This window comes from Acinetobacter sp. 70_2, from assembly GCF_056736115.1.
Window position 1 is genome coordinate 201,122 of the sequence record NZ_JBWZIP010000013.1, and the last position, 25,843, is coordinate 226,964.

Annotated in this window: 23 protein-coding genes; 12 read left to right on the forward strand and 11 right to left on the reverse strand. The window is 39.6% G+C overall.

Annotated elements, in window-relative coordinates; genetic code table 11:
- Positions 1–2: 2 nt before the first annotated feature.
- Both gltP and AC1PJ9_RS07015 read right to left on the reverse strand, forming a co-directional pair.
- Complete coding sequence (gene gltP, locus AC1PJ9_RS07010) at positions 3–1,289, reverse strand: glutamate/aspartate:proton symporter GltP (protein WP_087605936.1); 1,287 nt, start codon at positions 1,287–1,289, stop codon at positions 3–5.
- 689 nt (positions 1,290–1,978) lie between these two features.
- Positions 1,979–3,100, reverse strand: coding sequence for an endonuclease/exonuclease/phosphatase family protein (locus tag AC1PJ9_RS07015; RefSeq protein WP_311087159.1), 1,122 nt, complete (start codon positions 3,098–3,100; stop codon positions 1,979–1,981).
- Between the two features lie 187 nt (positions 3,101–3,287).
- Between AC1PJ9_RS07015 and asd the strand changes: the two genes are divergently transcribed.
- The 5 genes from asd to truA all read left to right on the forward strand — a co-directional run bounded on the left by asd (position 3,288) and on the right by truA (position 9,091).
- A complete protein-coding gene (gene asd / locus AC1PJ9_RS07020) occupies positions 3,288–4,406 on the forward strand; it encodes an aspartate-semialdehyde dehydrogenase (RefSeq protein WP_263612859.1) in 1,119 nt (372 codons plus the stop codon).
- A gap of 148 nt (positions 4,407–4,554) precedes the next feature.
- A complete protein-coding gene (locus tag AC1PJ9_RS07025; RefSeq protein ID WP_311087160.1) occupies positions 4,555–5,898 on the forward strand; it encodes a type IV pilus assembly protein FimV in 1,344 nt (447 codons plus the stop codon).
- 58 nt (positions 5,899–5,956) lie between these two features.
- A complete protein-coding gene (locus AC1PJ9_RS07030; protein ID WP_311087161.1) occupies positions 5,957–7,249 on the forward strand; it encodes a hypothetical protein in 1,293 nt (430 codons plus the stop codon).
- A 58-nt stretch (positions 7,250–7,307) separates the two neighbouring features.
- Positions 7,308–8,279, forward strand: coding sequence for an asparaginase (locus AC1PJ9_RS07035; RefSeq protein WP_311087162.1), 972 nt, complete (start codon positions 7,308–7,310; stop codon positions 8,277–8,279).
- A gap of 14 nt (positions 8,280–8,293) precedes the next feature.
- Positions 8,294–9,091: a tRNA pseudouridine(38-40) synthase TruA gene (gene truA / locus AC1PJ9_RS07040; RefSeq protein ID WP_311087163.1), complete on the forward strand. Its 798-nt coding sequence runs from the start codon at positions 8,294–8,296 to the stop codon at positions 9,089–9,091.
- 16 nt (positions 9,092–9,107) lie between these two features.
- On the opposite strand, the gene AC1PJ9_RS07045 is transcribed toward truA, so the two are convergent.
- A complete protein-coding gene (locus AC1PJ9_RS07045) occupies positions 9,108–10,118 on the reverse strand; it encodes an AraC family transcriptional regulator (protein WP_004710706.1) in 1,011 nt (336 codons plus the stop codon).
- 264 nt (positions 10,119–10,382) lie between these two features.
- On the opposite strand from AC1PJ9_RS07045, the gene infA reads away from it, so the two are divergent.
- Positions 10,383–10,604, forward strand: coding sequence for a translation initiation factor IF-1 (gene infA / locus AC1PJ9_RS07050; RefSeq protein WP_001284370.1), 222 nt, complete (start codon positions 10,383–10,385; stop codon positions 10,602–10,604).
- A gap of 51 nt (positions 10,605–10,655) precedes the next feature.
- Here the strand turns inward: infA and AC1PJ9_RS07055 are convergent, their stop codons facing one another.
- Positions 10,656–11,030 carry a lysozyme inhibitor LprI family protein gene (locus AC1PJ9_RS07055; RefSeq protein ID WP_081400361.1) on the reverse strand — a complete coding sequence of 125 codons (375 nt, stop codon included), beginning with the start codon at positions 11,028–11,030 and terminating at the stop codon, positions 10,656–10,658.
- 167 nt (positions 11,031–11,197) lie between these two features.
- Here AC1PJ9_RS07055 and AC1PJ9_RS07060 point away from each other — a divergent pair, with 167 nt between their 5' ends.
- Positions 11,198–11,605, forward strand: a complete 408-nt coding sequence (locus tag AC1PJ9_RS07060) for a hypothetical protein (protein WP_311069519.1) — start codon at positions 11,198–11,200, stop codon at positions 11,603–11,605.
- A 56-nt stretch (positions 11,606–11,661) separates the two neighbouring features.
- On the opposite strand, the gene leuB is transcribed toward AC1PJ9_RS07060, so the two are convergent.
- From leuB to leuC, 4 genes are all read right to left on the reverse strand, one after another.
- A complete protein-coding gene (gene leuB / locus AC1PJ9_RS07065; protein ID WP_311087164.1) occupies positions 11,662–12,741 on the reverse strand; it encodes a 3-isopropylmalate dehydrogenase in 1,080 nt (359 codons plus the stop codon).
- A gap of 31 nt (positions 12,742–12,772) precedes the next feature.
- A complete protein-coding gene (locus tag AC1PJ9_RS07070) occupies positions 12,773–13,363 on the reverse strand; it encodes a hypothetical protein (RefSeq protein ID WP_086495924.1) in 591 nt (196 codons plus the stop codon).
- Between the two features lie 112 nt (positions 13,364–13,475).
- The gene (gene leuD / locus AC1PJ9_RS07075; RefSeq protein WP_086495923.1) at positions 13,476–14,123 is read right to left on the reverse strand and encodes a 3-isopropylmalate dehydratase small subunit; all 648 of its coding nucleotides are present in this window, start codon (positions 14,121–14,123) and stop codon (positions 13,476–13,478) included.
- Positions 14,124–14,141: 18 nt separating this feature from the next.
- Positions 14,142–15,560 (reverse strand): 3-isopropylmalate dehydratase large subunit, encoded by a 1,419-nt coding sequence (gene leuC, locus AC1PJ9_RS07080; protein ID WP_311087165.1) that lies wholly within the window; start codon positions 15,558–15,560, stop codon positions 14,142–14,144.
- Positions 15,561–15,803: 243 nt separating this feature from the next.
- Here leuC and AC1PJ9_RS07085 point away from each other — a divergent pair, with 243 nt between their 5' ends.
- Positions 15,804–16,052: a DUF2061 domain-containing protein gene (locus tag AC1PJ9_RS07085; RefSeq protein WP_031944325.1), complete on the forward strand. Its 249-nt coding sequence runs from the start codon at positions 15,804–15,806 to the stop codon at positions 16,050–16,052.
- Positions 16,053–16,169: 117 nt separating this feature from the next.
- Positions 16,170–17,033 carry a LysR family transcriptional regulator gene (locus AC1PJ9_RS07090; protein ID WP_019458023.1) on the forward strand — a complete coding sequence of 288 codons (864 nt, stop codon included), beginning with the start codon at positions 16,170–16,172 and terminating at the stop codon, positions 17,031–17,033.
- A 32-nt stretch (positions 17,034–17,065) separates the two neighbouring features.
- On the opposite strand, the gene AC1PJ9_RS07095 is transcribed toward AC1PJ9_RS07090, so the two are convergent.
- The 3 genes from AC1PJ9_RS07095 to AC1PJ9_RS07105 all read right to left on the reverse strand — a co-directional run bounded on the left by AC1PJ9_RS07095 (position 17,066) and on the right by AC1PJ9_RS07105 (position 20,107).
- The gene (locus AC1PJ9_RS07095) at positions 17,066–17,809 is read right to left on the reverse strand and encodes a sporulation protein (RefSeq protein ID WP_019458022.1); all 744 of its coding nucleotides are present in this window, start codon (positions 17,807–17,809) and stop codon (positions 17,066–17,068) included.
- Between the two features lie 54 nt (positions 17,810–17,863).
- The gene (locus AC1PJ9_RS07100) at positions 17,864–19,303 is read right to left on the reverse strand and encodes a DUF2252 domain-containing protein (protein WP_311087166.1); all 1,440 of its coding nucleotides are present in this window, start codon (positions 19,301–19,303) and stop codon (positions 17,864–17,866) included.
- A gap of 153 nt (positions 19,304–19,456) precedes the next feature.
- Positions 19,457–20,107 (reverse strand): HAD family hydrolase, encoded by a 651-nt coding sequence (locus AC1PJ9_RS07105; RefSeq protein WP_032048122.1) that lies wholly within the window; start codon positions 20,105–20,107, stop codon positions 19,457–19,459.
- Positions 20,108–20,290: 183 nt separating this feature from the next.
- Between AC1PJ9_RS07105 and AC1PJ9_RS07110 the strand changes: the two genes are divergently transcribed.
- The 3 genes from AC1PJ9_RS07110 (at position 20,291) to katG (ending at position 25,827) form a co-directional block, all read left to right on the forward strand.
- Positions 20,291–20,776, forward strand: a complete 486-nt coding sequence (locus AC1PJ9_RS07110) for an RNA pyrophosphohydrolase (RefSeq protein WP_019458019.1) — start codon at positions 20,291–20,293, stop codon at positions 20,774–20,776.
- Positions 20,777–20,860: 84 nt separating this feature from the next.
- The gene (gene ptsP, locus AC1PJ9_RS07115; protein WP_263612849.1) at positions 20,861–23,155 is read left to right on the forward strand and encodes a phosphoenolpyruvate--protein phosphotransferase; all 2,295 of its coding nucleotides are present in this window, start codon (positions 20,861–20,863) and stop codon (positions 23,153–23,155) included.
- Between the two features lie 515 nt (positions 23,156–23,670).
- A complete protein-coding gene (gene katG / locus AC1PJ9_RS07120; RefSeq protein WP_311069515.1) occupies positions 23,671–25,827 on the forward strand; it encodes a catalase/peroxidase HPI in 2,157 nt (718 codons plus the stop codon).
- Positions 25,828–25,843: the final 16 nt, after the last annotated feature.

Below are 25,843 nucleotides of genomic sequence, written 5' to 3' on the forward strand. Positions count from 1 at the left end.
TCTTATTTAAATGTTGCTTCATAAGCAGCAGCTTTTTCATAGTCATATTGCTTTTCCCACTTACTGATTACAAGTACCGCAAGCGCGTTACCTACAACGTTCAACGCAGTACGAGCCATATCCATGATACGGTCAACACCAGCAATAAATGCTAAGCCTTCTACAGGAATACCAACACTACCTAATGTCGCTAATAACACAACGAATGATACGCCGGGAACACCTGCGATACCTTTAGAAGTAATCATTAGTGTTACAACCAAAATAACTTGTTGGCTGATTGACATTTCGATACCGTAAAGCTGTGCAATAAAGATTGCTGCAATACTTTGGTAAAGCGTAGAACCGTCAAGGTTAAATGAATAACCTGTTGGGATTACAAAACTAGAAATCGCTTTTGGCGCACCGTAAGCTTCCATTTTTTGCATAATACGCGGTAAAACTGTTTCCGAACTTGCAGTCGAATATGCCAAGATTAATTCATCTTTCAAAATCTTAAACAATGTAAAGATATTGATGCTGAACATTTTTGCAGTTAAACCAAGTACCACTAAAGCAAAGAACAAGATTGCACCGTAAACCAATACAACCAATTTACCTAATGGAATAAGTGAAGCAAAACCGAAGTTTGCAACAGTTACAGCGATTAAACCAAATACACCCACTGGCGCATATTTCATGATGATGTGCGTCACACGGAACATTGTTTCCGAGATAGCATGAAATACATTTAATAGCGGATCTTTCGTCGTAGCTGGCAATGAAGATAAGCCAATACCAAAAAGCACAGCAAAGAAAATCACAGGTAACATTTCGCCATGCGCCATTGAACTAATAATGTTCGTTGGGATAAGCGATAATATTGTCTGCATGATGCCATGAGACTGTGACTGTACTTCCTCAGTTGTATGCTTATATTGAGAAATATCAGTTTGAACCAGTTGAGACATATCAATGCCTGAACCTGGATGGAAGATATTCGCTGCAACCAAGCCAACTAAAATAGCAATAGTAGTAATAATTTCGAAATAGAGAATGGTTTTAAAACCAAGACGCCCTAGACTTTTTGTACTGCCAACACCAGCAATACCTAAAATCAATGTAGAGAAAACGATTGGAATAACAATCATTTTAATCAGGCTAATAAAGATCTTACCTAATGGAGTAAGAACATTAGTTACAATACTATCTTTGATTTCAGGCTGATTATGTAAAACAGCCCCGACAACTATCCCTAGGATTAAAGCAATTAAAATTTGCCACGCAAGGCTAAATTTAAAATTCTTCATAAGACAATCCTTATGCACCGCAAAGTATCAAATATGAGAGGGAGAAGAACACTATTCTTATAGTGAAACCTCAATATGTGCAGTAATTTCCAAACAGAAATTTAAATACACAAGCAAATCACAACCCGCCGATCCGGCGAAGTAAACAACAATGCCTGTTGACGATCCAACATGTCAACGATCGGCACATTCTATTGAGATTTGCCAATTAAACAAGTCCAATTTATGTCTAAATAGACCAAAGCCTATATTTATTCCTCAATAATCTATAAAAACAAAAACTTAACAAAAAAGTTTTTTGTATCTATTTTCATCGGAAAAAGCTCGAATATATAAAAAAATTTATGGACTACTACCTATATTAAATAGATTTTAAAATTAAGATAACCTTAAAAAATTTTCTTTAATTTACAAATAATTAAATGGTATTTATATAAATATCAACCCGAGTTCTGCGTCCTGCAAAACTCGGGTAAATGAGGTTGTGCTTTCAGGGTATATAATTCTTTTTATCGCTTCCGTTCTAACATCGTATCCGTGATGTCGTTCCATATCAGCTTAGTGCATCCTTACTTGGGATTATCCATTCCCGCTTCCGTGTGCCGATGAATGTAGAATACGGGTTTTAGATCCCCCTGCCTATTGGACCTAGACTCAAATCTTTGTACGATATTGCTTACAACTTATTTTTATATACTTTTCTCTTTATAAGGCTCCGCAATTTCATCAGTTACTATTTTTTCTTCTTTTTCAGCTTTAGCAATACCTTCTTGTATCGCAGCTTGAGCTTCCTCTTCATCATCTTGAGTTTGCTCTATTTCTTCTTGAATCTCTTCAAATATTCGTCCTGTTTGTAAAACGACGTAGACAGGAAAATGATCTGATCCAATATGAGGTAAACGCTGCATTTTTACCAAACCAAAGTCTGTACTGTGAAAGATATGGTCGAGTGACCAGCGTAATAAAGGATAGTCTGCATGAAAAGTATTTATAAAATGTCGCCCAACTCGCGGGTCGAGCAACCCACTAATACGCTGAAATAAACGGGTTGTCCGTGACCACGCTACATCGTTTAAATCCCCCATCACAATACAACTTTCATCTAAATCCTTAATTTGATCTCCAACAATCAAAAGCTCTGCATCTCGTAGTGTTGAATCTTTTGCTTCAGTTGGACTAGGCGGTTTTGGATGTAAACAGTAGAGCTGAACAGGCATCCCAGAACGTAAGATAACGGTGGTATGGATAGAAGGAATTTCATCACTTAAAATGAATTTGACCTCAACATTTTTAAGCGGTAGTCGACTATATAAATGCATGCCATATAAGTTATCGAGAGGTACAGGCACACGGTAAGGGTAATCCGCTTCAATTTCTTTTAAAGCATTTTCCCACGTTTTATCTGTTTCTAAAGTAAGAAGTAAGTCAGGTTTGAGTGACCGCACATGTTCAAGAAGCAAATGATATTTATCATTAGGCATGAGCACATTAGAAACGATAAGTGAAATTTGCTTTTTGGGATCTATTTGCTGTTGTTTGACTTTTTTAACCTGCTTTTTCCAAAACAATGTATAAGGTAAAACCATTTTAAGCTGATAAGCAATTGCCGCGATGAGCACCGCAAGCAAAATCTCACGCCCGATATTCCATTCATCCAGCCAAAACAACATACCAATTAGAGCAATTAAGCCAATAAATAGAATTTGTAGCCGCGGAAAATCAGCCCCTCTAAACCACCACTCATCACGAGGAATAAGTGACCAGAAAGTCAACCAAATCACCACTACAGATAGAACTTCGATATAAATCATTGAAATTACTCTTTTAAGATGATTTGTTTTTTAATGTTTTTGTCATCTTTATCAATTTTGTATGTAACATAAACAAGATATTCTACTCAATAAAATTGCTGTTTTGATTCTGTAACGCTTGCAGTTGTGAGCACTTTTGATACACTCAACTCCCCCTAACAATTTTAACGCACCGAGGCAAAATGACATGAAAGTAGGTCTGGTCGGTTGGCGCGGGATGGTCGGTTCCGTCCTTATGCAACGTATGGTTGAAGAGAATGATTTTGCTCATATTGAGCCATTCTACTTCTCTACCAGTAATGCAGGTGGTGAAGCTCCTTCATTTGGTGGTAAGACTGCCCCAGCACTTATGGAAGCTACAGACATTAATAGTCTGAAGCAAATGGATGTCATTATTACCTGCCAAGGTGGTGACTACACGTCTGAAGTTTTCCCACAGTTAAAAGCAACTGGTTGGGATGGCTACTGGATTGATGCTGCATCTACTTTACGTATGTCTGATGATGCAATCATTGTTCTTGATCCAGTTAACCTTAACGTGATTAAAGACGGTTTAACGAAAGGTACTAAAACTTTCGTGGGTGGTAACTGTACCGTATCACTGATGTTGATGGGCGTAGGCGCACTTTTCCAAAACAATTTGGTTGAGTGGATGACTGCTATGACTTATCAAGCAGCATCAGGTGCTGGCGCACAAAACATGCGTGAGTTGTTAACAGGTATGGGTTATTTATACAACAATACCAAGACGTTGTTAGATGATCCTAAATCTGCAATTCTTGATATTGACCGTCAAGTTGCTGAGTTACAACGTGGTGAAGGTTTCCCTTCTGCGAACTTTGGTGTACCACTTGCTGGTTCATTAATTCCTTACATTGATAAACAGCTTGAAAGCGGTCAATCTAAAGAAGAGTGGAAAGGTCAAGTTGAAACCAACAAGATTTTAGGTAACTCTCAAATCGTTCCTATTGATGGTCACTGTGTTCGTATCGGTGCAATGCGTTGCCACTCTCAAGCATTAACGATCAAACTAAAAAAAGATGTTCCGCTTGATGAAATCGAAGATATGATTCGTAACTCAAACCAGTGGGCTAAAGTCGTACCAAATACACGTGAAGCATCTATGACTGATCTTACACCTGTAGCTGTGACTGGTACCTTAACTGTACCTGTAGGCCGTTTACGTAAACTCAATATGGGTAAAGAGTATCTCGGTGCATTCACAGTAGGCGATCAGCTACTTTGGGGTGCTGCTGAACCTTTACGTCGTATGTTACGTATTTTAGTAGAATACAAAAGCTCATAATTTGACCTGAATCATTCAGTCAAAACAAAAAGCCGATCACATTTGATCGGCTTTTTCGTAACTGGTTTGTGAAAAATTAACAATTTATTTACATTTCATTATTGTATAATTTTGAACGACTTTACGACTGATCAGGTCATGGATTGAGATGACTGCATATAACAAATTAAAAATTGCCATTTTCACCATTATGTCTTCGCCTTCTGTTTATGCGATTACATTAGATCCTATTCAAATTCAATCTGCGCCTGGGGAATTACTGTATGCAGAAATGAATTTTCAGCAAGCCGATCCAAATACGCCCTTGCAAGTCAGTTTAGCCACGCAAGAAGATCTCAATGGTTTAGGAGTCACTCATCAACCTCCTGGTAACTTGAATTTTTATACGCGACAAAATGGCCAAGGTTCTGGCGTTATTGTAATTACCTCATCTCGTCCTATTATTGATCCTGAACTGAACATTGTCGTAAAAGTCAGTGAAGGTAATGCAACTCGTCTTCAACATATTAAAACCGTTTTAAAGCCATCGCCTATAAAAAAGGTCGCTGCTAACGAAAGTCCACTTTCACCGCAATTTATCGTAAATGAAAAAGACATCGCGTTAAACTTACCTGAAAGTACTCGATACACACCTGCTGAGACAGCAACAACCGTAGCCGAAACTCCAGCTAATGAACGTAATCTAAACATTAGCACTGGATCTGCTCCGGCTTTGAATAGCTCTACTCCTGCGACGCCTTTTACCGAAAAACCTTCGACTCAAGCGCCACAGCAAACTATCGCAGCAATGAGTACTGAGCAGCCATCTGCACCTCTTAAAACAAGCAATGACAATCAAACAACTACAGTCAAAAAAGCAGCCCAAGCTAAGCCTGCTCAACACAAAAATGTATTAAGTAAAAGTACACCGAAAAAGCAAAAAATCAGCACCTATAAAGGCCCAGCACCTACAGGTAAATATGTCGTACAGCGGAATGAGTCTTTATGGACTATTGCCAATCGTATTGCAGCACAGACCAAACAACCTGTAGCTAAAGTCATGCGAGATATCCAAGCTCAAAACCGACATGCATTTATTCAAGGTGATGTAAACCGTTTACGTCAGGGAATTTCACTAAACTTAACAGCAGCAAATACAGCTAAAACTTCACATCCAAAACCTAAATCGAGTGAAGCCAACTTAGCAAAACCGTCTTCTGGTAGAGCTAAATATCGTTTGCAACAAGCTGAAATGAGCATTGTGGCAGAGAACAGCCCAAATTCTACTCATGGAAGTGCAAAAAAGAGCACACAACAAGGTCAAAACAATACTGAGTTAGCAGTAAAAGTTATGACAACTCGAGAAAAAACCGTTACATTACAAAGGAATGTAACCAAACTAAATCAAACTTTAAGTTTAAAAGACCAACGTATTCAACTTCTGAATGCGCGTTTGGCAGAGTTACAACAGCAGTTACAAGCACAGCAACGAACTCACAAGCAAAAACATTAAGTTAAAACCAGAGTTAGCTCGCTTTATATTGCAAATTTTATTTTTTAAGGGGAAAGTAATGTTATATGTGATTCCGTTTATCATATTACTCGTGGTCGCCGTTGTTTTAAAAAAGCGTGAGAATGGCCAAAAACAAGAGACCACCTCCTCAAAAAGTATAAGTAAAAAAGCAGGTAAAAAAGCGAGCGCCAAATCGAGTAAAAGCTCTCGCGAAAAAAGTAAAGCCAGTGTAGTTGAAGAAGTCGCTCCTGCGCTTCCACAAAGTAGTCCTGTACCGGAAGCTGTTCGTCAAAATATTCAACAACTCATTCAAGAAAAACAGTTTTCTGCGGCCGAAGCTCAAGTCAATCAGGCACTAAAGAAAGACAATACCCAACACGAATTGTATTTATTACTTCTTGAAGTTCATATTGCTCAAAAAGATGAATTTGCGATTCAACAACTTATTAGCCACATTCGCAGCTTGGCATTAAATGAAATCGCAATTAAAGCAGAAGCAAGACAAAAAGAATATGAGTCTTCAAGACAACCTGATGCTATTGATTTTCCTCAGGCTCAAACGTATGAAGAGCCAAAAAATACACCTGATACAGCAGCTCAGTTTGACCAGTTAACAACAAGTTCTTCTGAAGCTTCTTTTGATGACTTGCAGAAAGACTATACACCGGTAAAACAAGAACCTGCTGTTGAAGTTGAACCGTTAGAATTTAACTTTTCATTCGAAAAAACTGCGGCTACAGAAAATACCAGCCAACCTGTACATGAAACAGAAGTATCAACTTCTCCGCAAGAACCAGAAGTATCGTCATCTAAGGAAACAAATGAGCTAGCTGATTTAGAGTTTTCTTTTGACTTGGTCCCTCAGCATGAAACTGAAGAAAAAACTCAAGCAGTAGAGGTAAAAGCAGAACAAGAGAGTAGCGTCAATACATTAGATTTCAACCTTGACTTAAATCCTTCAAGTTCAGAGACGAAATCTGTTGAACAAGCTACATCATTAGATGAACTTACACTCGTAGAACAAGCGCCATTAGAAGCGACTTCTATCGTACCGCTTGAGTTTTCATTAGATGAGCCTGCCTTAGTTACAGCACCAGAATTTGAAACTCAAAATTCTATAGATGTAGTCAATCAAGTAGTTACGCAAGCTCAAATAGAAGATCCACTTCTAGAAGCTTTTCCAGAATTAAAACAAGTAAATGAAAATGAACTCGACTTAAAGTTGGCTGAGCAATACATCAAATTTGGAGCGAACCAAGCAGCGCGCAATTTACTACAGGCCGATGAGCAAAAATTCAACACAGAACAACAACAACATGCGAAAAACCTACTTAATCGCATAGCTTCTTAGAACTGTTCGATTTACCATAAGCAGTCAGAGATGACTGCTTTTTTATGCCTGCAAAAATATGAAAAAAATAGCCTTATTTTATATGGGTGGTACTTTTGGTTGCATTGATGAACCTTTAGCTCCTATGCCTTATGACCAATTCTTGCCTCAACTTGAAAAAGTGATTCCCCCACACTTAACAGTCGACTGCTTTGCTGCACCCAATATTGTCGATAGCAGTGCATGTACAGCACCTGATTGGTTACGCCTCATTCAACGCATACAACAACTACAACTTGAAGGCTATCAACATTTCGTTGTTATTCACGGTACAGATACACTCAGTTATGCGGCTGCAACCCTAGCCCGCTTTTTAGGCCAAAGCTGTCATATTGTGATTACTGGTAGCCAATACCCGTTACTCAATATTCAAGGTGATAATACTCGTGAATTTACTGATGCAATTGAGAACTTATATCTTGCATTAGAACAGGTGATTGCACTACCTGTAGGTGCATATCTTGCATTCCATCATCAAGTATTCCATGCACAAACTGCTTTAAAAACGCATACAACTGAACTCGATGCATTTTCAGGTTTAAGTAGTGAAGTGGAGTTTACGCCTCAGCAAAATGAATTGATCGTACAAGATGCTCAAATTGAAAAAGCTGCTTCATTCCAAATTTTAAACTGGATGATGCAACCGATTGCAACACAGCACTTGGTACAGCAATTACGTCACTTACTTCCTGCCCCACCACACTTTTTGGTGTTACAAGGCTTTGGTACAGGCAATATCGCAGTAAACCCTGAACTATTGGCAACCTTAGATGAACTGTATGCTCATGGTTGTGTTCCAATCTTGGCGACACAAGTGACCTTTGGCGGCATTGACCAACGTTATGCAATTAGTGCTTGGGCCAAAACTGCAAAAATTGTCATTAATGATGCGCATAGTCATGCAGATCTTTATGCAAAAGCACTTCAAATCTATTTAAAATACCCAACCCCAGAACAATGGCTCAGCCATTGGAATGAAAATTTGCATTAAATAGAGGTAAAGCTATGCAACGTTATGCAGTCGGTATTGAGTTTAGCGGAGTTCAATATCGAGGTTGGCAAACACAACAGCCAGGCGTTGCCAGCGTTCAGGAAACGATTGAGCGTGTACTCAGCAAAATCGCAGATGAACCTATCACACTTCACGGTGCCGGTCGAACAGATGCGGGAGTACATGCAACCAATATGGTGGCTCATTTCGATACGAACGCCATTCGTCCAGAAACGGGATGGTTAAGAGGAGCAAATAGCCAGTTACCTAAAGATATTTCCATTCAGTGGATTAAACTGATGGATGAAAACTTTCATGCGCGCTTTAAAGCGACGGCTCGACGTTACCGCTATGTTATTTATAACGCTCCTTGTCGCCCAGCCCTCTTACATAAACAGGTCACGCACATTTACCAACAGCTAGATGTGCAAAAGATGATTAAAGCTGCTAGCAAATTTGAAGGAACACATAACTTTGAAACCTTCCGCGCAGCAGCATGCCAGTCCAATAAGCCTGTACGACATGTAACGCATTGCCGTCTATTTGAACATGGTCGCTACTTGGTATTAGATATTCAAGCAGATGGTTTTTTACACCATATGGTGCGTAATATTGTTGGATGCTTACTCGAAATTGGTCAAGGTATGTATGAAATAGACTATATCGATGTGATGTTTGCGGCACAAGATCGTAAAGCGGCAGGAGTCACTGCTCCACCTGACGGCCTCTACTTTATTCAATGTTATTACCCTGAGCAATTTGACTTACCACAGCCACCACTTGGGCCACATTGGTTAAACCTACCTGAGTAGGCTTAACCCATTTTTATTAACGATGCTGTTTACGCTTACGGTATTCAACTGGTGTTTCATTGGTCCAGCGTTTAAACGCACGATAGAATGTACTTGGTTCAGAGAAACCCGTTAAATACACAATACGCTCTACGCTCTCACTGGTATTTGCCAAAAGTTTTTTAGCTAAACGGCAACGGTAGTCAGAAAGTATTTGCTGAAAACTAGTATTCGCTTCACTTAACTGCGTTCGTAAACGGCGCGGTGTAATATTTAATTGTGCTGCTACGGTTTCCAGCGTGGTTTCTCCACTTTCAAGTGTTGAACCAATCGCACGACGAACTTCACCTACTAAATCATAACGAGCCAGTTCTTGTAGCTTTTCAATTGCGAGCTGCTCATGCAATTGCAATAGTTCAGGCTCTGCTTGCCAAAGCTGGAAGTCTAAAATGGCAGGGTCAAAATATAGCCTTGTTTCTTTTTGCCCTAAACTTACCGGACAGCCATAAACTCGGAAATATTCGTCCTCCGAAGCACCTTCACTAAAGTTAAAATCGATGAAGATAGGATGAAACTGCCCTTCAGTAATAAATTTGAAGAATCGAAGCACACCAGAAATCGCACATTCTGAAAAATGACGATTTACAAGATTGTCGGCTCCCACTTGCTCACCATTAGTCAAATAGCAGCGTCCATCTTCAACCACTAGTTTCGCATCGAATGCATCACTAATTAGACGTTGGTAAGCCAAAGCTCGCTTAAGCCCTTCACCAAAGGTTTCACTACTAATGAATAAATGTTCAATCACCTGACCACGGTATAAAGGCAAATGTTCACCTAAATGCAAACCGATGTCTGGATCTTTACTGACTTCCTGAGCTGCAGTCCAAAAGGCATACTGTGCACTTAACGGAGTACGTGCATTAGTATCGACCTGATTTAAAGCGACTCCCGCTTTAGTTAATATTTCTTCTGTTGGCAATCCTGCACGACGAATTGCTTGATAGCCAAAACGTAATACAACTGATGCATCTGTTAGCTGACCCACGCAGTGCCCTTCCATGTAGATACTTCATTGATACTTAGGAGCTGTTGACTCTTTTTTCATGAACAGTCCCTAATAACTATGATTTTAGATTAGCGTTGATTGACCAAACTGACAACAGAATTAGAGTTGTTTTGTGAAAAAAATTGCATCTTTTTTTACTAGTCATAGTTTAACCAGATGCTTTAACAAGAAGATGTCTATCTTGTTTTTTTTAAATAAATTGACTATAATTTGCGCCTTTCCAATTTGATCATCAGGTAGGCTATGGCCAATAAAGAGGAACTCATTGAGTTCGAAGGCGTTGTCACCGAAACGCTTCCTAATACGATGTTCCGTGTACGTCTTGAAAACGGTCACGAAGTTATTGCACACATTTCTGGTAAAATGCGTAAACACTATATCCGTATTCTTACTGGCGACAGTGTGAAAGTCGAAATGACTCCATATGACTTAACTAAAGGTCGTATTACGTACCGTGCTCGCTAATTAGTGAATGCAAAAAAGCCACATCATGAAGTGGCTTTTTTATTGCGTTATTTATTCACTTAATCGACTGGTTTTACACCCAACTGTTTGGCATTCACGCAATCTTTCTTGCAGCCAATGGTTTCTTTCTTGCGTTGTCTGTAAACGGCATTGCACGTCTACACTATTTCTATTTGAATCTGTACATTCAGCATCACGTTGACGTATCCAAGCAAGCTGAGACTTCTTAAGCGTACTTCGTTGCGCTGTATTCAATTTTGCTCTTAATGCCTGATAGTTTTTATTCAGGTCTGCATCAGCACTCGCATAGATTTTATTTGTACAGTAAATATCATCATAAGTATTACGAGTAGTGTCACAATTATCGGCATATACCGCTGTTACTCCAAAGCTGCATAAAAATGCTAAAAGTATTTTTTTCATCATGTTTTCCTTAAGTTTTTTGCAAAATAATTATAAAGCCTTTTGGATATGAGTATGAATTCCTAGATAAACTCATTCTCCATTTATCATAAACTTCCTTTTTCCCTTTACAAGCTAGGCAATCCAACCTACCGTTATCTAATAATAAATATAATGTGATAGAGAGAAAAATGAATATACAGACCCTATGTCGAATAAGCTTACTCTCAGTGATACTTATTCATTTTAACGGTTGTGCAAATGTCCCACGCCAATCTGTCGACTTACAGGAATATTTAAAAGGCTTTCTGGGCAAATCTTCGACCACCATTCAACAAGAACTAAACTTACGCGGTCTTGGTTTTCAAATTGCTCATGTTCCACAGAAAACATCAAATCAACTCATCTACACAATTTTACGGCCATTAAGTATTCCCATTCCTATGGTGAGCAATGTTGAAATGGGTGGTAATCCAGTCCCTATTCAATCGGGGTCTTTAGGAAGCAATTCTTACGATGTTAATTTTAGTTGCAAAGTTATTTTTCAGCTTAAAAATGACATTGCTGAATCAATCCAATATCAGGGCAAAGCCTGTTAAAACCTTTCGACAATAAAAAACGCAGCTTCAAGCTGCGTTTTTTACCAAAGTAGCGATTAAGCAAGAGCAGCAACAACTGCTGCACCCATCTCGGCTGTACCTACTTTAGTCATGCCTTCAGACATAATATCGGCTGTACGGAAACCTTGATCAAGTACTTGCCCTACTGCATCTTCAATTGCTTTAGCAGCAGCTTCTTCACGGAAGGTATAACGAAGCATCATTGCAACAGAAAGAATGGTTGCTAATGGGTTTGCCACATTTTGACCTGCAATATCAGGCGCCGAACCATGACAAGGTTCATACATGCCTTTGCCAGTTTCATCTAAAGAAGCTGATGGCAACATACCAATTGAGCCTGTAAGCATTGCTGCTTCGTCAGATAAGATATCGCCAAACAAGTTGCCTGTAACGATTACGTCAAACTGTTTAGGAGCACGTACAAGTTGCATTGCAGCATTATCCACATACATATGTGAAAGCTGAATATTTGGATAGTTTGCTTGCTGTAAGTCAGTAACCGTTTGCTTCCAAAGCTCTGTCACTTCTAAAACGTTTGCTTTATCTACAGAACAAACTTTACCACCACGTAATCCTGCAAGTTCAAAAGCCACTTTTGCAATGCGTTTAATTTCACTTTCAGAATAAACGTCAGTGTTATAGCCTTGTTTTTCACCATTTTCGAGTTCACGAATACCACGTGGTTGACCAAAGTAGATACCACCTGTTAATTCACGAACAATTAAAATATCTAAACCAGCAACAATCTCAGGCTTTAAGCTAGAAGCATCGGCTAATTGTGGGTATAAAATCGCTGGGCGCAAGTTAGCAAACAAGTTAAGTTCACTACGAATTTTTAAAAGACCACGTTCAGGGCGAATAGAGCGTTCAATGGTGTCCCATTTTGGTCCGCCAACGGCACCTAATAAAATGGCATCAGCTTTCTTTGCTTGTTCGCTTGTTACAGCTGGGTACGGTTCACCATGAGCATCAATCGCTGCACCACCCAATAGGCCATGTTCCCAAGTCAACGACAAATTAAATTTTTCATTTACTTTATTTAATACTTTTTCTGCTGCCCCAACAATTTCAGGACCAATCCCATCACCAGCCAAAATTAAAATCTGTTTAGACATGAAGTTTTCCATTTTCAAAGACAAGACAGCGTTATGACTGTCGTGGTGTTAGTTTTTTCTGTTCGAGAAATTCACCGAGTCCTGTGGTTACATCAAATGGTCGACAAAAACGGCGAATTACACGCCCATCCTGCTCTAAGTCAACACATAATGGATCTGGTACAGAAACATTGAGCAAACTACCCGAACGGTTAGATTTGTCTCGGTACATTTTAAACATATAGCGATGATTAGCTTTGAATTGGTGAATAACATGGATCGTTTCTGCCCGATCTGGAGAAATCGGATAGTAACGAATCACCACTTCATATTGTTTCGCAGGCACAGATAGATACAAGCTATTGCTTTGACTCAACACCGAACCATTTAATCTCACAATTCCTTGATGAATTGCCTGATTACTAATTCTACGTGTCTGTGCATCAACAACAGTAATATCATTTAGCCGTTCAAATTCGCAACTTTTTGCGCCCGAACAATATATTGCTGCATTTTGCCCCAAATGTTCTTGTTCAGCCTGCTTAATACGAACAGTATCCACTACATTATGAGTGCTCTGACAAGCACTCAGTGTTATTGCGCACAGGCCCAACAAAAAGCTATGAGTAACGTTCCTCTTCATTGTTCAAGCCCAATCCTCATCTAGTGCATAATTTTAAGCTGTTGTTATGCTTTAGCATGTTAGCAAGAGTTTGAACACGACGCCATGACTATGTTTAAAATGTACCAAAAGGTTAATTTATCTCTTGGAATACCCAAGGACGAACCTGTTTAGTTTTTTCTTCATAAGCGCGAATTGCGTCCGCATTTTGAAGCGTTAAACCAATATCATCCAAGCCATTTAACAAGCAATGCTTACGAAATGGATCTACCTCGAATTTAAACGCTTCGCCGGTTGGCGTGCGAACTTCTTGCGCAGCTAAATCAATAGTTAATTGATATCCTTCATTTGCAGCACATTCTTTAAATAACTGGTCAACAATATTCTCAGGCAAAATGACTGGTAACATGCCATTTTTAAAACAGTTATTAAAGAAGATATCAGCAAAGCTTGGTGCAATAACGGTACGGAAACCATACTCATTTAATGCCCAAGGTGCATGCTCACGACTTGAACCACAACCAAAGTTCGTACGAGCAATTAAAACTGTTGCTCCCTGATAACGAGGCTGATTCAAAACAAAGTCCGGATTTTTTGGACGCACCGAGTTATCTTGACCTGGATAGCCTTCATCTAAATAACGAAGTTCATCAAATAAGTTGTCGCCAAAACCAGTACGTTTAATCGATTTTAAAAACTGTTTTGGAATAATTAAATCTGTATCGACATTGGCACGATCTAATGGTGCAACGATACCTTGTTCAACTGTATAAGCTTTCATGGTTTGCTCCAGACCGAATTAAAATGAACGAACGTCAACAAAATGACCTGCGATTGCAGCAGCAGCTGCCATTGCCGGACTGACCAAGTGAGTACGACCACCATTACCCTGACGACCTTCAAAGTTACGGTTTGATGTCGATGCACAGTGTTCGCCTGGTTGTAATTTGTCTGCGTTCATTGCTAAACACATTGAACAACCCGGTTCACGCCATTCAAAGCCAGCTTCCAAGAAAATTTTATCCAAACCTTCTTTTTCTGCTTGCTGCTTAACTAAACCAGAACCCGGAACAATCATCGCTTGCTTAATGCTAGAGGCTACTTTACGGCCTTTAACTACTTCAGCAGCAGCACGAATATCTTCAATACGTGAGTTGGTGCAAGAACCAATAAACACACGATCAAGTTGAATATCACCCAATGCTTGACCTGCATTTAAACCCATATATTGATACGCACACGTCCAGTCACTACGTTGTACGTCATCTTTGGCTTGTTCTAAGGTTGGTACAGCTTTCGACACTGGAATCACCATCTCAGGTGAAGTTCCCCAAGACACTTGTGGTTCAATCTCTGCGCCATTTAACTCAACTACAGCATCAAAAACAGCATCATCATCTGAATGTAAAGTATTCCAGTAAGCAACCGCTTGTTCCCACTGCTCACCTTTTGGTGCGTAGCTACGGCCTTTTACGTATTCAATAGTCTTATCATCAACTGCGACCATACCCACACGAGCACCAGCTTCAATCGCCATGTTACATACCGTCATACGTCCTTCAATCGACATATCACGGAAAACCTGACCACCGAACTCAATTGCGTAACCCGTACCGCCTGCAGTACCGATTTTACCGATAATGGCCAACACGACATCTTTTGGTGTTACGCCCTTACCTAAAACGCCATCAACACGAACCAACATATTTTTTGATTTTTTCTGAATCAAACATTGTGTCGCTAAAACATGTTCAACTTCAGATGTCCCGATACCATGCGCCAAACAACCAAAAGCACCGTGAGTTGCTGTATGCGAGTCGCCGCATACCACAGTCATACCTGGTAATGTTAAGCCTTGTTCAGGACCAACAACATGCACAATCCCCTGACGGATATCATTAATACCAAATTCAACAATATTAAAAGCCTTACAGTTATCATCTAAAGTTTGAACTTGAATACGAGACGTATCATCTTCAATACCTGCAATGCCCTGATCACGCTCTTTTTTAGACGTTGGAACGTTATGGTCTGGTGTAGCTACGTTTGCGCTTAAACGCCACGGTTGACGACCCGCAAGTTGCAAACCTTCAAATGCTTGTGGACTTGTTACTTCATGCAATAAATGACGGTCGATATAAAGTAAGCACGAACCATCATCACGCTCTGTAACTACGTGGTCATCCCACAATTTGTCATATAAAGTTTTGCCTGCCATGTCGTCTTGCTCCATTGGACTGGGTAATTCTAATCTTTCTTCGATTATAGCCAGAGTTTCACATAAATCTAATTTATCATTTTTATAAATTAGAAAACTTTTAGGAATCATTCCCGTATTTATTAGTATCACGCAAAATATATAAATCGGATTTGTTAATGATTATCATTTGCATAATCCATTTTTAATCTTATACTCTCATCTCTATACTAAAAATATCAAATATAGGTAGAGAGAACGATGATGGCTAATATTCAAAAATTCGTTGTAAATAACCAACGTACATTAAAGAAAACTTTAAGTTACTACATTATGCATATTACGGTAGCAATGCTAGTCGCGTACTTTGTAACAGGTAACATTTGGATGGCTTTAACCTTAAGTATGTTAGAACCAACAGTACAAGCATTTGCATTTTTCTTTCATGAAAAAGTATGGGCAGCAAAAGACCGTCGTATTTCAGCCTTAAACGAAAAAGAGACAACTGCTTAGGTTAAGATTAATACGCCAAATCACAAGTTTATAGAACGTTTGGCTGCAAGCATGATACGATTTTGGCTCGGCGACTTTAGCCTCTCTCGATTTTTCTATCCCAAGTAGAGTTGTATTATGAATCTTGCAGCCTTTGAAGCTTTTGTAAAAGTTATGGAAACAGGGTCTATCTCTGTGGCTGCAGATCAACTCTTTATTACCCAGCCTGCTGTCACCAAACGTATTCATAGTCTCGAAGAATATTTCGGCGTAAAGCTATTTGAGTCGGCAGGACGTGGGGTTCAAGCCACTCATGCTGCACATTCATTATTACCAAAAGTCAAAAACTGGTTAAATGAACTTAAAGATATTCACCACACACTGAGTCATGAACAAACGCAAATACAAGGCCGTTTAAAAATCGGGACGAGCCATCACATCGGGCTGCATCACTTGCCTGCCCCACTTAAGCATTTTGTTCAGCAGTTTCCACAAGTCACGCTAGACGTGCATTTTGTTGATTCAGAACAAGCGCATGAACAGGTCCTTGCTGGTGATTTAGAGCTTGCATTTTTAACGCTTCCTCCTTCAGGAGATGAGCGTCTTAACTACATTACCATCTGGAATGATCCTTTAGTTTTTGTAGCTGCCCCATTTCATCCATTGGCACAGCAAAAAAATCTGACCTTACAAGACTTAATCGAATACCCAAGCTTATTGCCTGCCGCACAAACTTATACAGCTCAAATCACTTTGGCTGAGTTCGAAAAACAAGGACTTAAACCCAAAATCACCATGAGTAATAACCCTCTTGAGTCTATTCGTATGTTGGTCTCTATTGGTTTAGGTTGGTCAGTTTTACCAAAAACTCTACTGAATCAGGATATGCAGCAGCTTGATTTAGATGTCGAGATGAATCGCCAATTAGGTATGGTATGGCACCCTGCACGTACTCAATCTAGAGCTATGCAAGAATTGATTAAAATGATGCAGGATGCATAAAAGACACTCATTTAAGCATCTAATTTAATTTATCAAAGCTGCAATAGGCTTCGAATTTGTTGCACCATTTGGTTTTCATCAAGCATATGATGTGGAATGGTCATCGTTAATAGTTGATCTGATCGAAAATGACGGTCAACTTCAAGCATAACGTGAGTTTGATTAGGTTCTGCAACGAAAGAGACTTCAACCTCATTAAACCCACTAAACATACGTGAAGAGACAAATTCAAGTTCTTGGTAACAACCAATTGTTGATCTAAAATTTCGTGCAGTAAGTTGACCTTTTTCTACATCAACTGTTGATAAAATAAAGCTACATCGCTGCATGGCCTGTAAAAACATTTGCATAGCGGGAGTTGGCAGTACTTTTAAATAATCACGATCAGTTGCATCTAATCCCCAATCAACATCCATATGAGTTTGAATCCAAACACGTGTACCATTTCTTCGACAAGCGACTTCGGTAATCGGTGTCTCAAATGGTAATTGAATACTGAAAGGGAAGGAATAAGCTTGATGTGCAGGCAATAAAAAACGAGAATTTACTAACCACTCTTGTAAGACCAAAGGTTGATTAAACTCATGGTCACCAGATTCAACTTCTGCCATTGTCATCAACTTCAAATAAAGACCATTAATCTCTTTATCAGATGATCCCCCTTTGAAGCTAATTTCCCCATGCAGTGTCTCACCTGCTTGCAAGTTTGGATTGTGTAAAACGGTTTCTACCGTTACGCCTTGAAGACCCAAACCAGACATAATTTTATTAAACATTTTTTCTCTAACCTTTCGAATTATTTCATGTCATCTGTAACAGCATACTTATTCTTAAAGCGCATCATCTCCAGCGAGTGGAATTTTACCCTCTGCAACTTCATTCATAAATTGTTGATAATCGTTTAAATTGCGCTCTGCATATTCTTCTGCATACGTTTGTAATACGTCTACAATCGTATCGCCCTCTCCAAGATATCCCATAAGTACATCTGCATTTCCAGATTTTGCATGGGCATGCGCTAAAGCTAAGCCACAATCTTCAGCATACTTATAGAAATACTCCTCATCCATATCATTAAGATTAAAAGAGATTTTCATATCACGTAACTGACGTACATGAAAATGTTGATTCGATATTGAAGAAAATCCAAGAAATATATCACTTGCGGCTTGCATCAGTTGCTGTCCATGTATTACACGTTCACCTTCGTGATTTACTTTTTCTACAAATAACGGACTAAGAATTGATGGATTCGCTTCTTTCATTTGTAAAATTAACGGCTCCCGATCTGCATCTTGAAATAATGCTATGGCTGATCGTGTACCAACACTTCCAATACCCACCACTTTAAAAGCCACATCTGTACATTGATAACGATCAAAAAGGACTTGGCGATCATATTTCAAGGAATCACGGTATTGTTGAAAGAATACATCAACATCTTTACTAAATGGTTCATCTGCACTTGGGTGCCATAATAACGGCGCATCATCTACAAAATGACGTAAACCTGTCTCTTGGTCTTGCTGTGTAAGCTTTGGCAAAACAGAATACACCGTTTTTTTCTGCGCTGAATTAATATCCTTTTCGCTTTTCTTTCTGAGTTCTCGACATTCAGTATTTTCTAATAAGGTAATGGCATCAATTTTTTCATACCAAACTTGTAGTGGTGAAAGTTTCGCACTTTCTAATAAGTGCTGACGATAACTACTCAGCATTATTTTAATTGCTCTTAAACCCACTTTATCTGCAAGATTAATATCACGTGCTGCAATCACAAAACTGGTTGCTAAACGCTTTACGTCCCATTCAAACGGGGCAACTAAAGTTTCATCAAAATCATTAATTCCAAATAACAGGTTACGTTCTGGACTTGCAAAACCACCAAAATTACTTAAATGACAATCACCACAAATCTGTTGAAATAAACCTGTATTTACCTGCTCCCATGCTTGGTCAAATAGCATCAAAGAAGGCATGCCACGATAAAATGTAAATGGTGAAATACTCATCCGTTTTGCACGAATCGGTTTGAGTTTTTCTAAGCGTCCTTGATTACTCCAATCATAGATCGTTAAGGCAGTTGTACCTTGTGGTCGTTCAGAAAGCTTTGATAACTGTTCACGCGGTACTTTTTTACGTTGAGCTTTACCTAATTTAAAGCCTTCACTTTTACTCAGTAATTTCCCCTGATAGCGATGGCGTGTTAAATCAATACTTTGATCATTCCAAAGTTGTTTTGGTAATTTAATTTGTGGTGTTTTTGACATTAATTACCTCATTTTTAAAATTTATTTTTATTGAACTTATCAATATTTATTTTTGGATTAGGATTTTCAAGGAATATAAAAAAATGATTTAAACCTAATGAATGAAGAGTTGGAAGAGCTTATCTAATACATAGCTCTTCCAACTCGATCATCTTAAATCGACCAGTCCTGAATTTCCCAGTTGTGCTCTTGAGCTAACTTTTCTAGGCGATCATCAGGATTTACCGCAATCGCATGCGTTGCATATTCAAGTAAAAAACGGTCATTGATTGAATCTGAATACGCCCAAGACTCAGATACGCTACGTCCTGCTAACCAATCATCAAGACGTGCAAGTTTACCTTTTTGATAACATGCCAAGCCCGCAACTTTACCCGTATATTTTCCATCAGCCACTTCGGCATTGGTCGCTAAAATTTCAGTAATACCAAATTCACGGAAAATTGGCGCAGTAATAAAATCACTCGTTGCCGTAATACCCACAATAGTATGACCTAAGTCTTGATGTTTTTTGATTGCATCAAAACCCTTAGGACGCATTTGTGGACGAATCACTTTTTGCATGAACAACTGGTGAAGCTCGGTTAAGTAGCTATTGTCATGCTTTGTTAAGAAACCGAAAACGAATTCATTATAAGCATATGGGTCAAGTTGGCCTGCTTTGTAATCTTCATAAAATTTATCATTCATCTGACGATGATGAACCGGATCAACCAAACCTTCGTTGACTAAAAATTCACCCCACGAGTGGTCTGAATCGGTATTTAACAAGGTATGGTCTAAATCAAACAACGCCAGTTTCATGAAAATTCTCGTTTAAACTGAAATTTAAGAAAAAAAATGTAAATCTATCTCCGCTAGTCGATAGAAATTCGTTAAGATCGTAGCAATTTAAACATTTTACTTTGATCTTTTCGAGCTGGACATAAAAAAGTGTTTGTCCCCGCGATTAAAGTCAACGATATAGATAAATATTTAGGTAGCCAAATGATCGACTCAGAAGGTTTCCGACCCAATGTCGGGATCATTTTGGCAAACGATGATGGACAGGTTTTATGGGCAAAGCGCATTGGTCACAATGCTTGGCAATTTCCACAAGGAGGCATCCAGTTTGGAGAAACACCTGAACAGGCACTTTTTCGAGAACTGAGAGAAGAAATCGGCTTATTGCCCGAACATGTCCAGATTATTGCGCAAACCAAGGGATGGCTGCGTTATCGTTTGCCACATCGGTACATTCGGTCAGACTCTGACCCCGTATGTATCGGACAGAAACAAAAATGGTTTTTACTGAAGTTAACTGCGCCTGCAAAAAATATTCAGTTAAACCTCTCAGACCCGCCCGAATTCGACGAATGGCAGTGGGTTAGCTATTGGTATCCTCTTGGTCAAGTGGTGAACTTCAAGCGTGATGTTTACCGGAAAGCCATGGTGGAGTTGTGTACACAGTTGCCGTTGCAACAATTACCCTAAAAATCATTTATCTAGCAAATGATTTTTATTAAAAGTGCTGTTATAAATACATTCATAGTCTAAAAAATACTGGAGTATACATCCATGTCAAACATGCAACTCGACACTCTAAGACGCATTGTCCAAGAGATTAATGCGTCCGTGAGTTTGCATGAATCGTTAGACATTATGGTCAATCAGGTTGCTGAGGCCATGAAAGTGGATGTTTGCTCTATTTATTTACTCGATGAACGCAACCAGCGTTATGTCTTGATGGCCTCAAAAGGCTTAAATCCAGAATCAGTTGGTCATGTCTCATTGCAGTTAGGTGAAGGCTTGGTCGGTCTGGTTGGGCAACGTGAAGAAATTGTTAACCTTGACAATGCACCAAAGCACGAGCGCTTCTTGTATTTACCTGAAACGGGCGAAGAAATTTATAACTCATTCCTTGGCGTACCTGTCATGTACCGTCGTAAGGTTATGGGCGTTTTAGTTGTCCAAAATAGACTTCCTCAAGACTTTAGCGAAGCAGCCGAGTCCTTTTTAGTTACGCTCTGTGCTCAGCTTTCTGGGGTAATTGCACATGCTCACGCGGTTGGCAATATCGATGTATTTCGTAAGCCAAGCAATGGGCCTGCCTATAAAACCTTCCAAGGTGCTTCAGGTGCAGGCGGTGTTGCTTTAGGTCGCGCTATTATTTTATATCCACCTGCCGATTTGGGTGCAGTGCCTGACCGTGAAGCAGAAGATATTAGCCATGAACTTCGTCTTCTAGATCAAGCGATCTCATCAGTTCGTTCAGAGATTCGTTCTTTAGACGAAAAAATGCATGATTCACTCATGGCAGAAGAACGCGCTTTATTTAGTGTTTTCTTAAGAATGCTAGATGAAAATGCATTACCTGCAGAAATTAAAGATCTGATTCGTGATGGTCATTGGGCGCAAGGTGCTGTACGCCGTGTGATTGAAAAGCACACTGCCCTATTTGCGCAAATGGAAGATGACTATCTTCGCGAACGCGTTTCCGACCTTAAAGATTTAGGACGTCGTATTTTAGCTTCTTTGCAAGAAGAAGATTCAAGCCACCGTGAACTCAGCCCAGACAGTATTTTAATTGGTGAAGAAATTAGTACTGCTGCGCTCGTGGAGTTACCAGTAGATAATATTGCAGCCATTGTAACCTCAGAAGGTGCAGCCAATTCACATATGGTGATCGTGGCGCGTGCATTGGGAATTCCAACAGTGGTTGGTGTAACTGAGTTACCTGTTAACACGCTTGATGATGCAGAAATGATTGTGGATGCGTATCAGGGCCGTGTTTTTGTAAACCCTCCACGTCGTTTACGTCAACGCTATAAAGAAATTCAAAAAGAAGATGAGCAAATCGCAAAAGATCTCAAACAATATGAGACCAAAGAAGCGATTACTCCAGATGGAGTATCAGTTCAACTTTTTGTAAATACAGGTCTCATGATTGATGTTGTTCGCGGCGTACAACGCGGCGCGCAAGGTGTGGGCCTATATCGAAGTGAAATTCCATTCATGTTGCGGGAACGTTTCCCAGGTGAAGAAGAACAACGTGCTATCTATCGTCAACAGTTGAGCCACTTTGCCAATAAACCAGTGGTGATGCGAACTCTCGATATTGGTGCCGATAAAGACTTACCATACTTCAGTATTGAAGAAGAAAACTCGGCGTTAGGATGGCGTGGTATTCGTTTTACGCTCGATCATCCAGAGATTTTCTCGGCACAAATCCGTGCAATGCTCAAAGCCAGTATTGGTTTAAATAACTTGCATATTCTGTTGCCAATGGTGACAACAGTCAGTGAAGTCGAAGAAGTACTTTATTTACTTGAGCGTGACTGGATAGCTGTGCAAGAAGAAGAGCAAGTTAAAATTACTAAACCAAAAATCGGGATTATGGTAGAGGTACCAAGTGTACTACTACAAATTGATGAGTTTGCAGAGCTTGTCGATTTCTTCTCGGTTGGTTCAAATGATTTAACTCAATACTTGCTTGCAGTGGACCGTAATAACCCGCATGTGGCCAGCGTATATTCACACTTCCATCCTTCCATTTTGCGTGCCTTGACTCGACTGGTGAAGGAATGTCACAAGTACCAAAAACCGGTAAGTATTTGTGGTGAGATGGCAGGTGACCCATTATCCGCAATCTTACTGATGGCAATGGGCTTTAATACCCTTTCTATGAGTTCAAGCAACATCTTACGTGTGCGTAAAGCAATTTGTCATGTACCAATGACAGATGCCCAAAAGTTACTTGATGATGTTATGAAAATGAATAACCCGCTTATTGTAAAAAGCTGGCTCGAGTACTACTTTAAAACGCATGGTTTAGCCGATATGGTTAAATCTAACCGTCTTGTAACCGTATAAATACTTTAAAAGGAGAGTTTTAACTCTCCTTTTTTATTGAACTATTTTTTAGATTTTCTCTTTTATTTTCAAATTCACATTTACCGGACTCAACAATTTTACCTCACCGTTAAAATCGGTTTTATCTATTAATATAGCCAATTTAATCCATTTGAAAAATAAATGATCAGATTCTAGTATATTTAAAGAACGAAATTGAAAGATATTGCGATGTTTCAATGATTAAGGAGCTCATGCCATGCATCATTATTTGCAAAAGTCGAACCATTTTCCCACTTGTTTTTTAGCCTTCATGCAGTAAATTGAAGGAATAATAAACAAAGGAAACTCATGTATTGTTGAGTAAAAATGATGAGCTGACATAACAGTGAAAAATTTTAAAACGGTTTATCTCACCACTTGTTCTCTCATTTCTTTATTCGATATGCATCATTTTTTTAACCCAGAAGTCCAGGAAAATGAGCCTTCGGTTCCATTAAGAGCTCAAATAAATATTACCCAGAGAGAATATAATCATGTCAAACGAATCAAAATGTCCTTTTTCAGGTCATAACTCAAAACCGCAAGTCACAGTCGGTGGTGGCACGACTAATTTGCACTGGTGGCCAAATCAATTACGCGTTGACTTGCTCAATCAACACTCGGAACGCTCTAACCCACTTGGTAAAGATTTTAATTACCGCGAAGAATTTAAAAAAATTGACTACTACGCGCTCAAAGCCGATATCAAAAATGTATTAACCGATTCCCAAGATTGGTGGCCAGCCGATTGGGGAAATTACACAGGTTTATTTATTCGTTTAGCATGGCATGCAGCCGGTACTTATCGTATGGGTGATGGCCGTGGTGGTGCGGGTCGTGGTCAACAACGTTTTGCCCCTTTAAATAGCTGGCCTGACAATGCAAGTTTAGATAAAGCACGTCGTTTATTATGGCCAGTTAAACAAAAATACGGTCAAAAAATATCATGGGCAGATTTATTTATTCTTGCCGGAAACATTGCACTTGAGTCTTCTGGCTTCCGTACCTTTGGTTTTGGTGCCGGTCGTGAAGATGTTTGGGAACCAGACAACGATGTAAATTGGGGCGATGAAAAAGAATGGTTAGCTCATCGTAACTCTGAAGCATTGGCAGGCAGTAACCTTGCTGCAACCGAAATGGGTCTAATTTATGTAAACCCTGAAGGTCCAGAAGCCAGTGGTGACCCAAGATCAGCTGCACCGTTTATTCGTGCGACTTTTGGCAACATGGCAATGGATGATGAAGAAATTGTTGCTTTGATTGCAGGTGGTCATACTTTAGGTAAAACCCATGGGGCAGCCTCTGCTGATCATGTTCATGCTGATCCAGAAGGAGCACCAATCGAGCAAATGGGCTTTGGCTGGTCAAATAGCTTTGGTACAGGTGTTGGTAAAGATGCAATTACTTCAGGTTTAGAAGTGATTTGGTCACAAACTCCAACACAATGGAGCAATCACTTCTTTGAAAACCTATTCAAATACGAGTGGGTACAAGAGCGTTCACCTGCTGGTGCAATTCAATGGGTCGCAGCAGATGCTGAGGCAATCATTCCTGATCCTTTCGACCCATCAGTTAAACGTAAGCCAACAATGCTGACTACAGATTTGACCTTACGTTTTGACCCTGAGTTTGAAAAGATCTCTCGTCGCTTCCATGACGACCCTCAAGCGTTTGCAAATGCTTTTGCTCGTGCATGGTTCAAATTAACTCACCGCGATATGGGTCCCAAAGCGCGTTATTTAGGTCCTGAAGTCCCTGCTGAAGATTTAATTTGGCAAGACCCATTACCTGCTGCCAGCGCTATTCCATCTGCTGCAAGCATTGCTGATGCAAAAGCAAAAATCGCTGCGTTAGGATTATCTGCTGGTGAGTTAGTTTCTCTTGGTTGGGCATCAGCATCAACATTCCGTGGTGGAGACAAACGTGGTGGTGCAAACGGTGCACGCATTGCTTTAGCTCCTCAACGTGGTTGGGAAGTCAATAAAAAAGCAGTTGAGACTTTAACTAAAATTGAAGAACTCAAAGCATCAACTCAATTGTCATTGGCTGACTTAATTGTGCTTGCAGGTAACGTTGGTGTAGAGCAAGCTGCTCAAGCGGCAGGTTTTAACGTTAGCGTTCCATTTGCTCCTGGTCGCGTTGATGCATTACAAAGTCAAACTGATATCGAAACTTTCCAATTACTACTCGGCGCTGCTGATGGCTTTAGAAACTGGAAGAAAGAAGGTATTAACACACCAGCTGAAATCTTATTGATTGATAAAGCCCAACAACTGACTTTGACTGCACCAGAATTAACTGCATTAATTGGTGGTTTACGTGTACTGGGCACCAATTGGGATGGATCACAACATGGTGTATTCACTCAGCAAGTTGGTGTACTCAGCACAGATTTCTTTACGAACTTACTCGACATGTCGAATGTATGGGCACCTGTTGATTCAACAAGTGAAGTATTTGAAGGCAAAGACCGTAAGACCGGTGCAGTCAAATTTACTGCAACACGTAATGATTTAGTCTTTGGTTCGAACTCAATCTTACGTGCATTAGCAGAAGTTTATGCTCAAGCCGACGGTAAAGAAAAATTTGTTCAAGACTTTGTTGCAGCATGGACAAAAGTTATGAACCTTGACCGTTTTGACTTAGCTTAATTTTAGTCAAAATAAT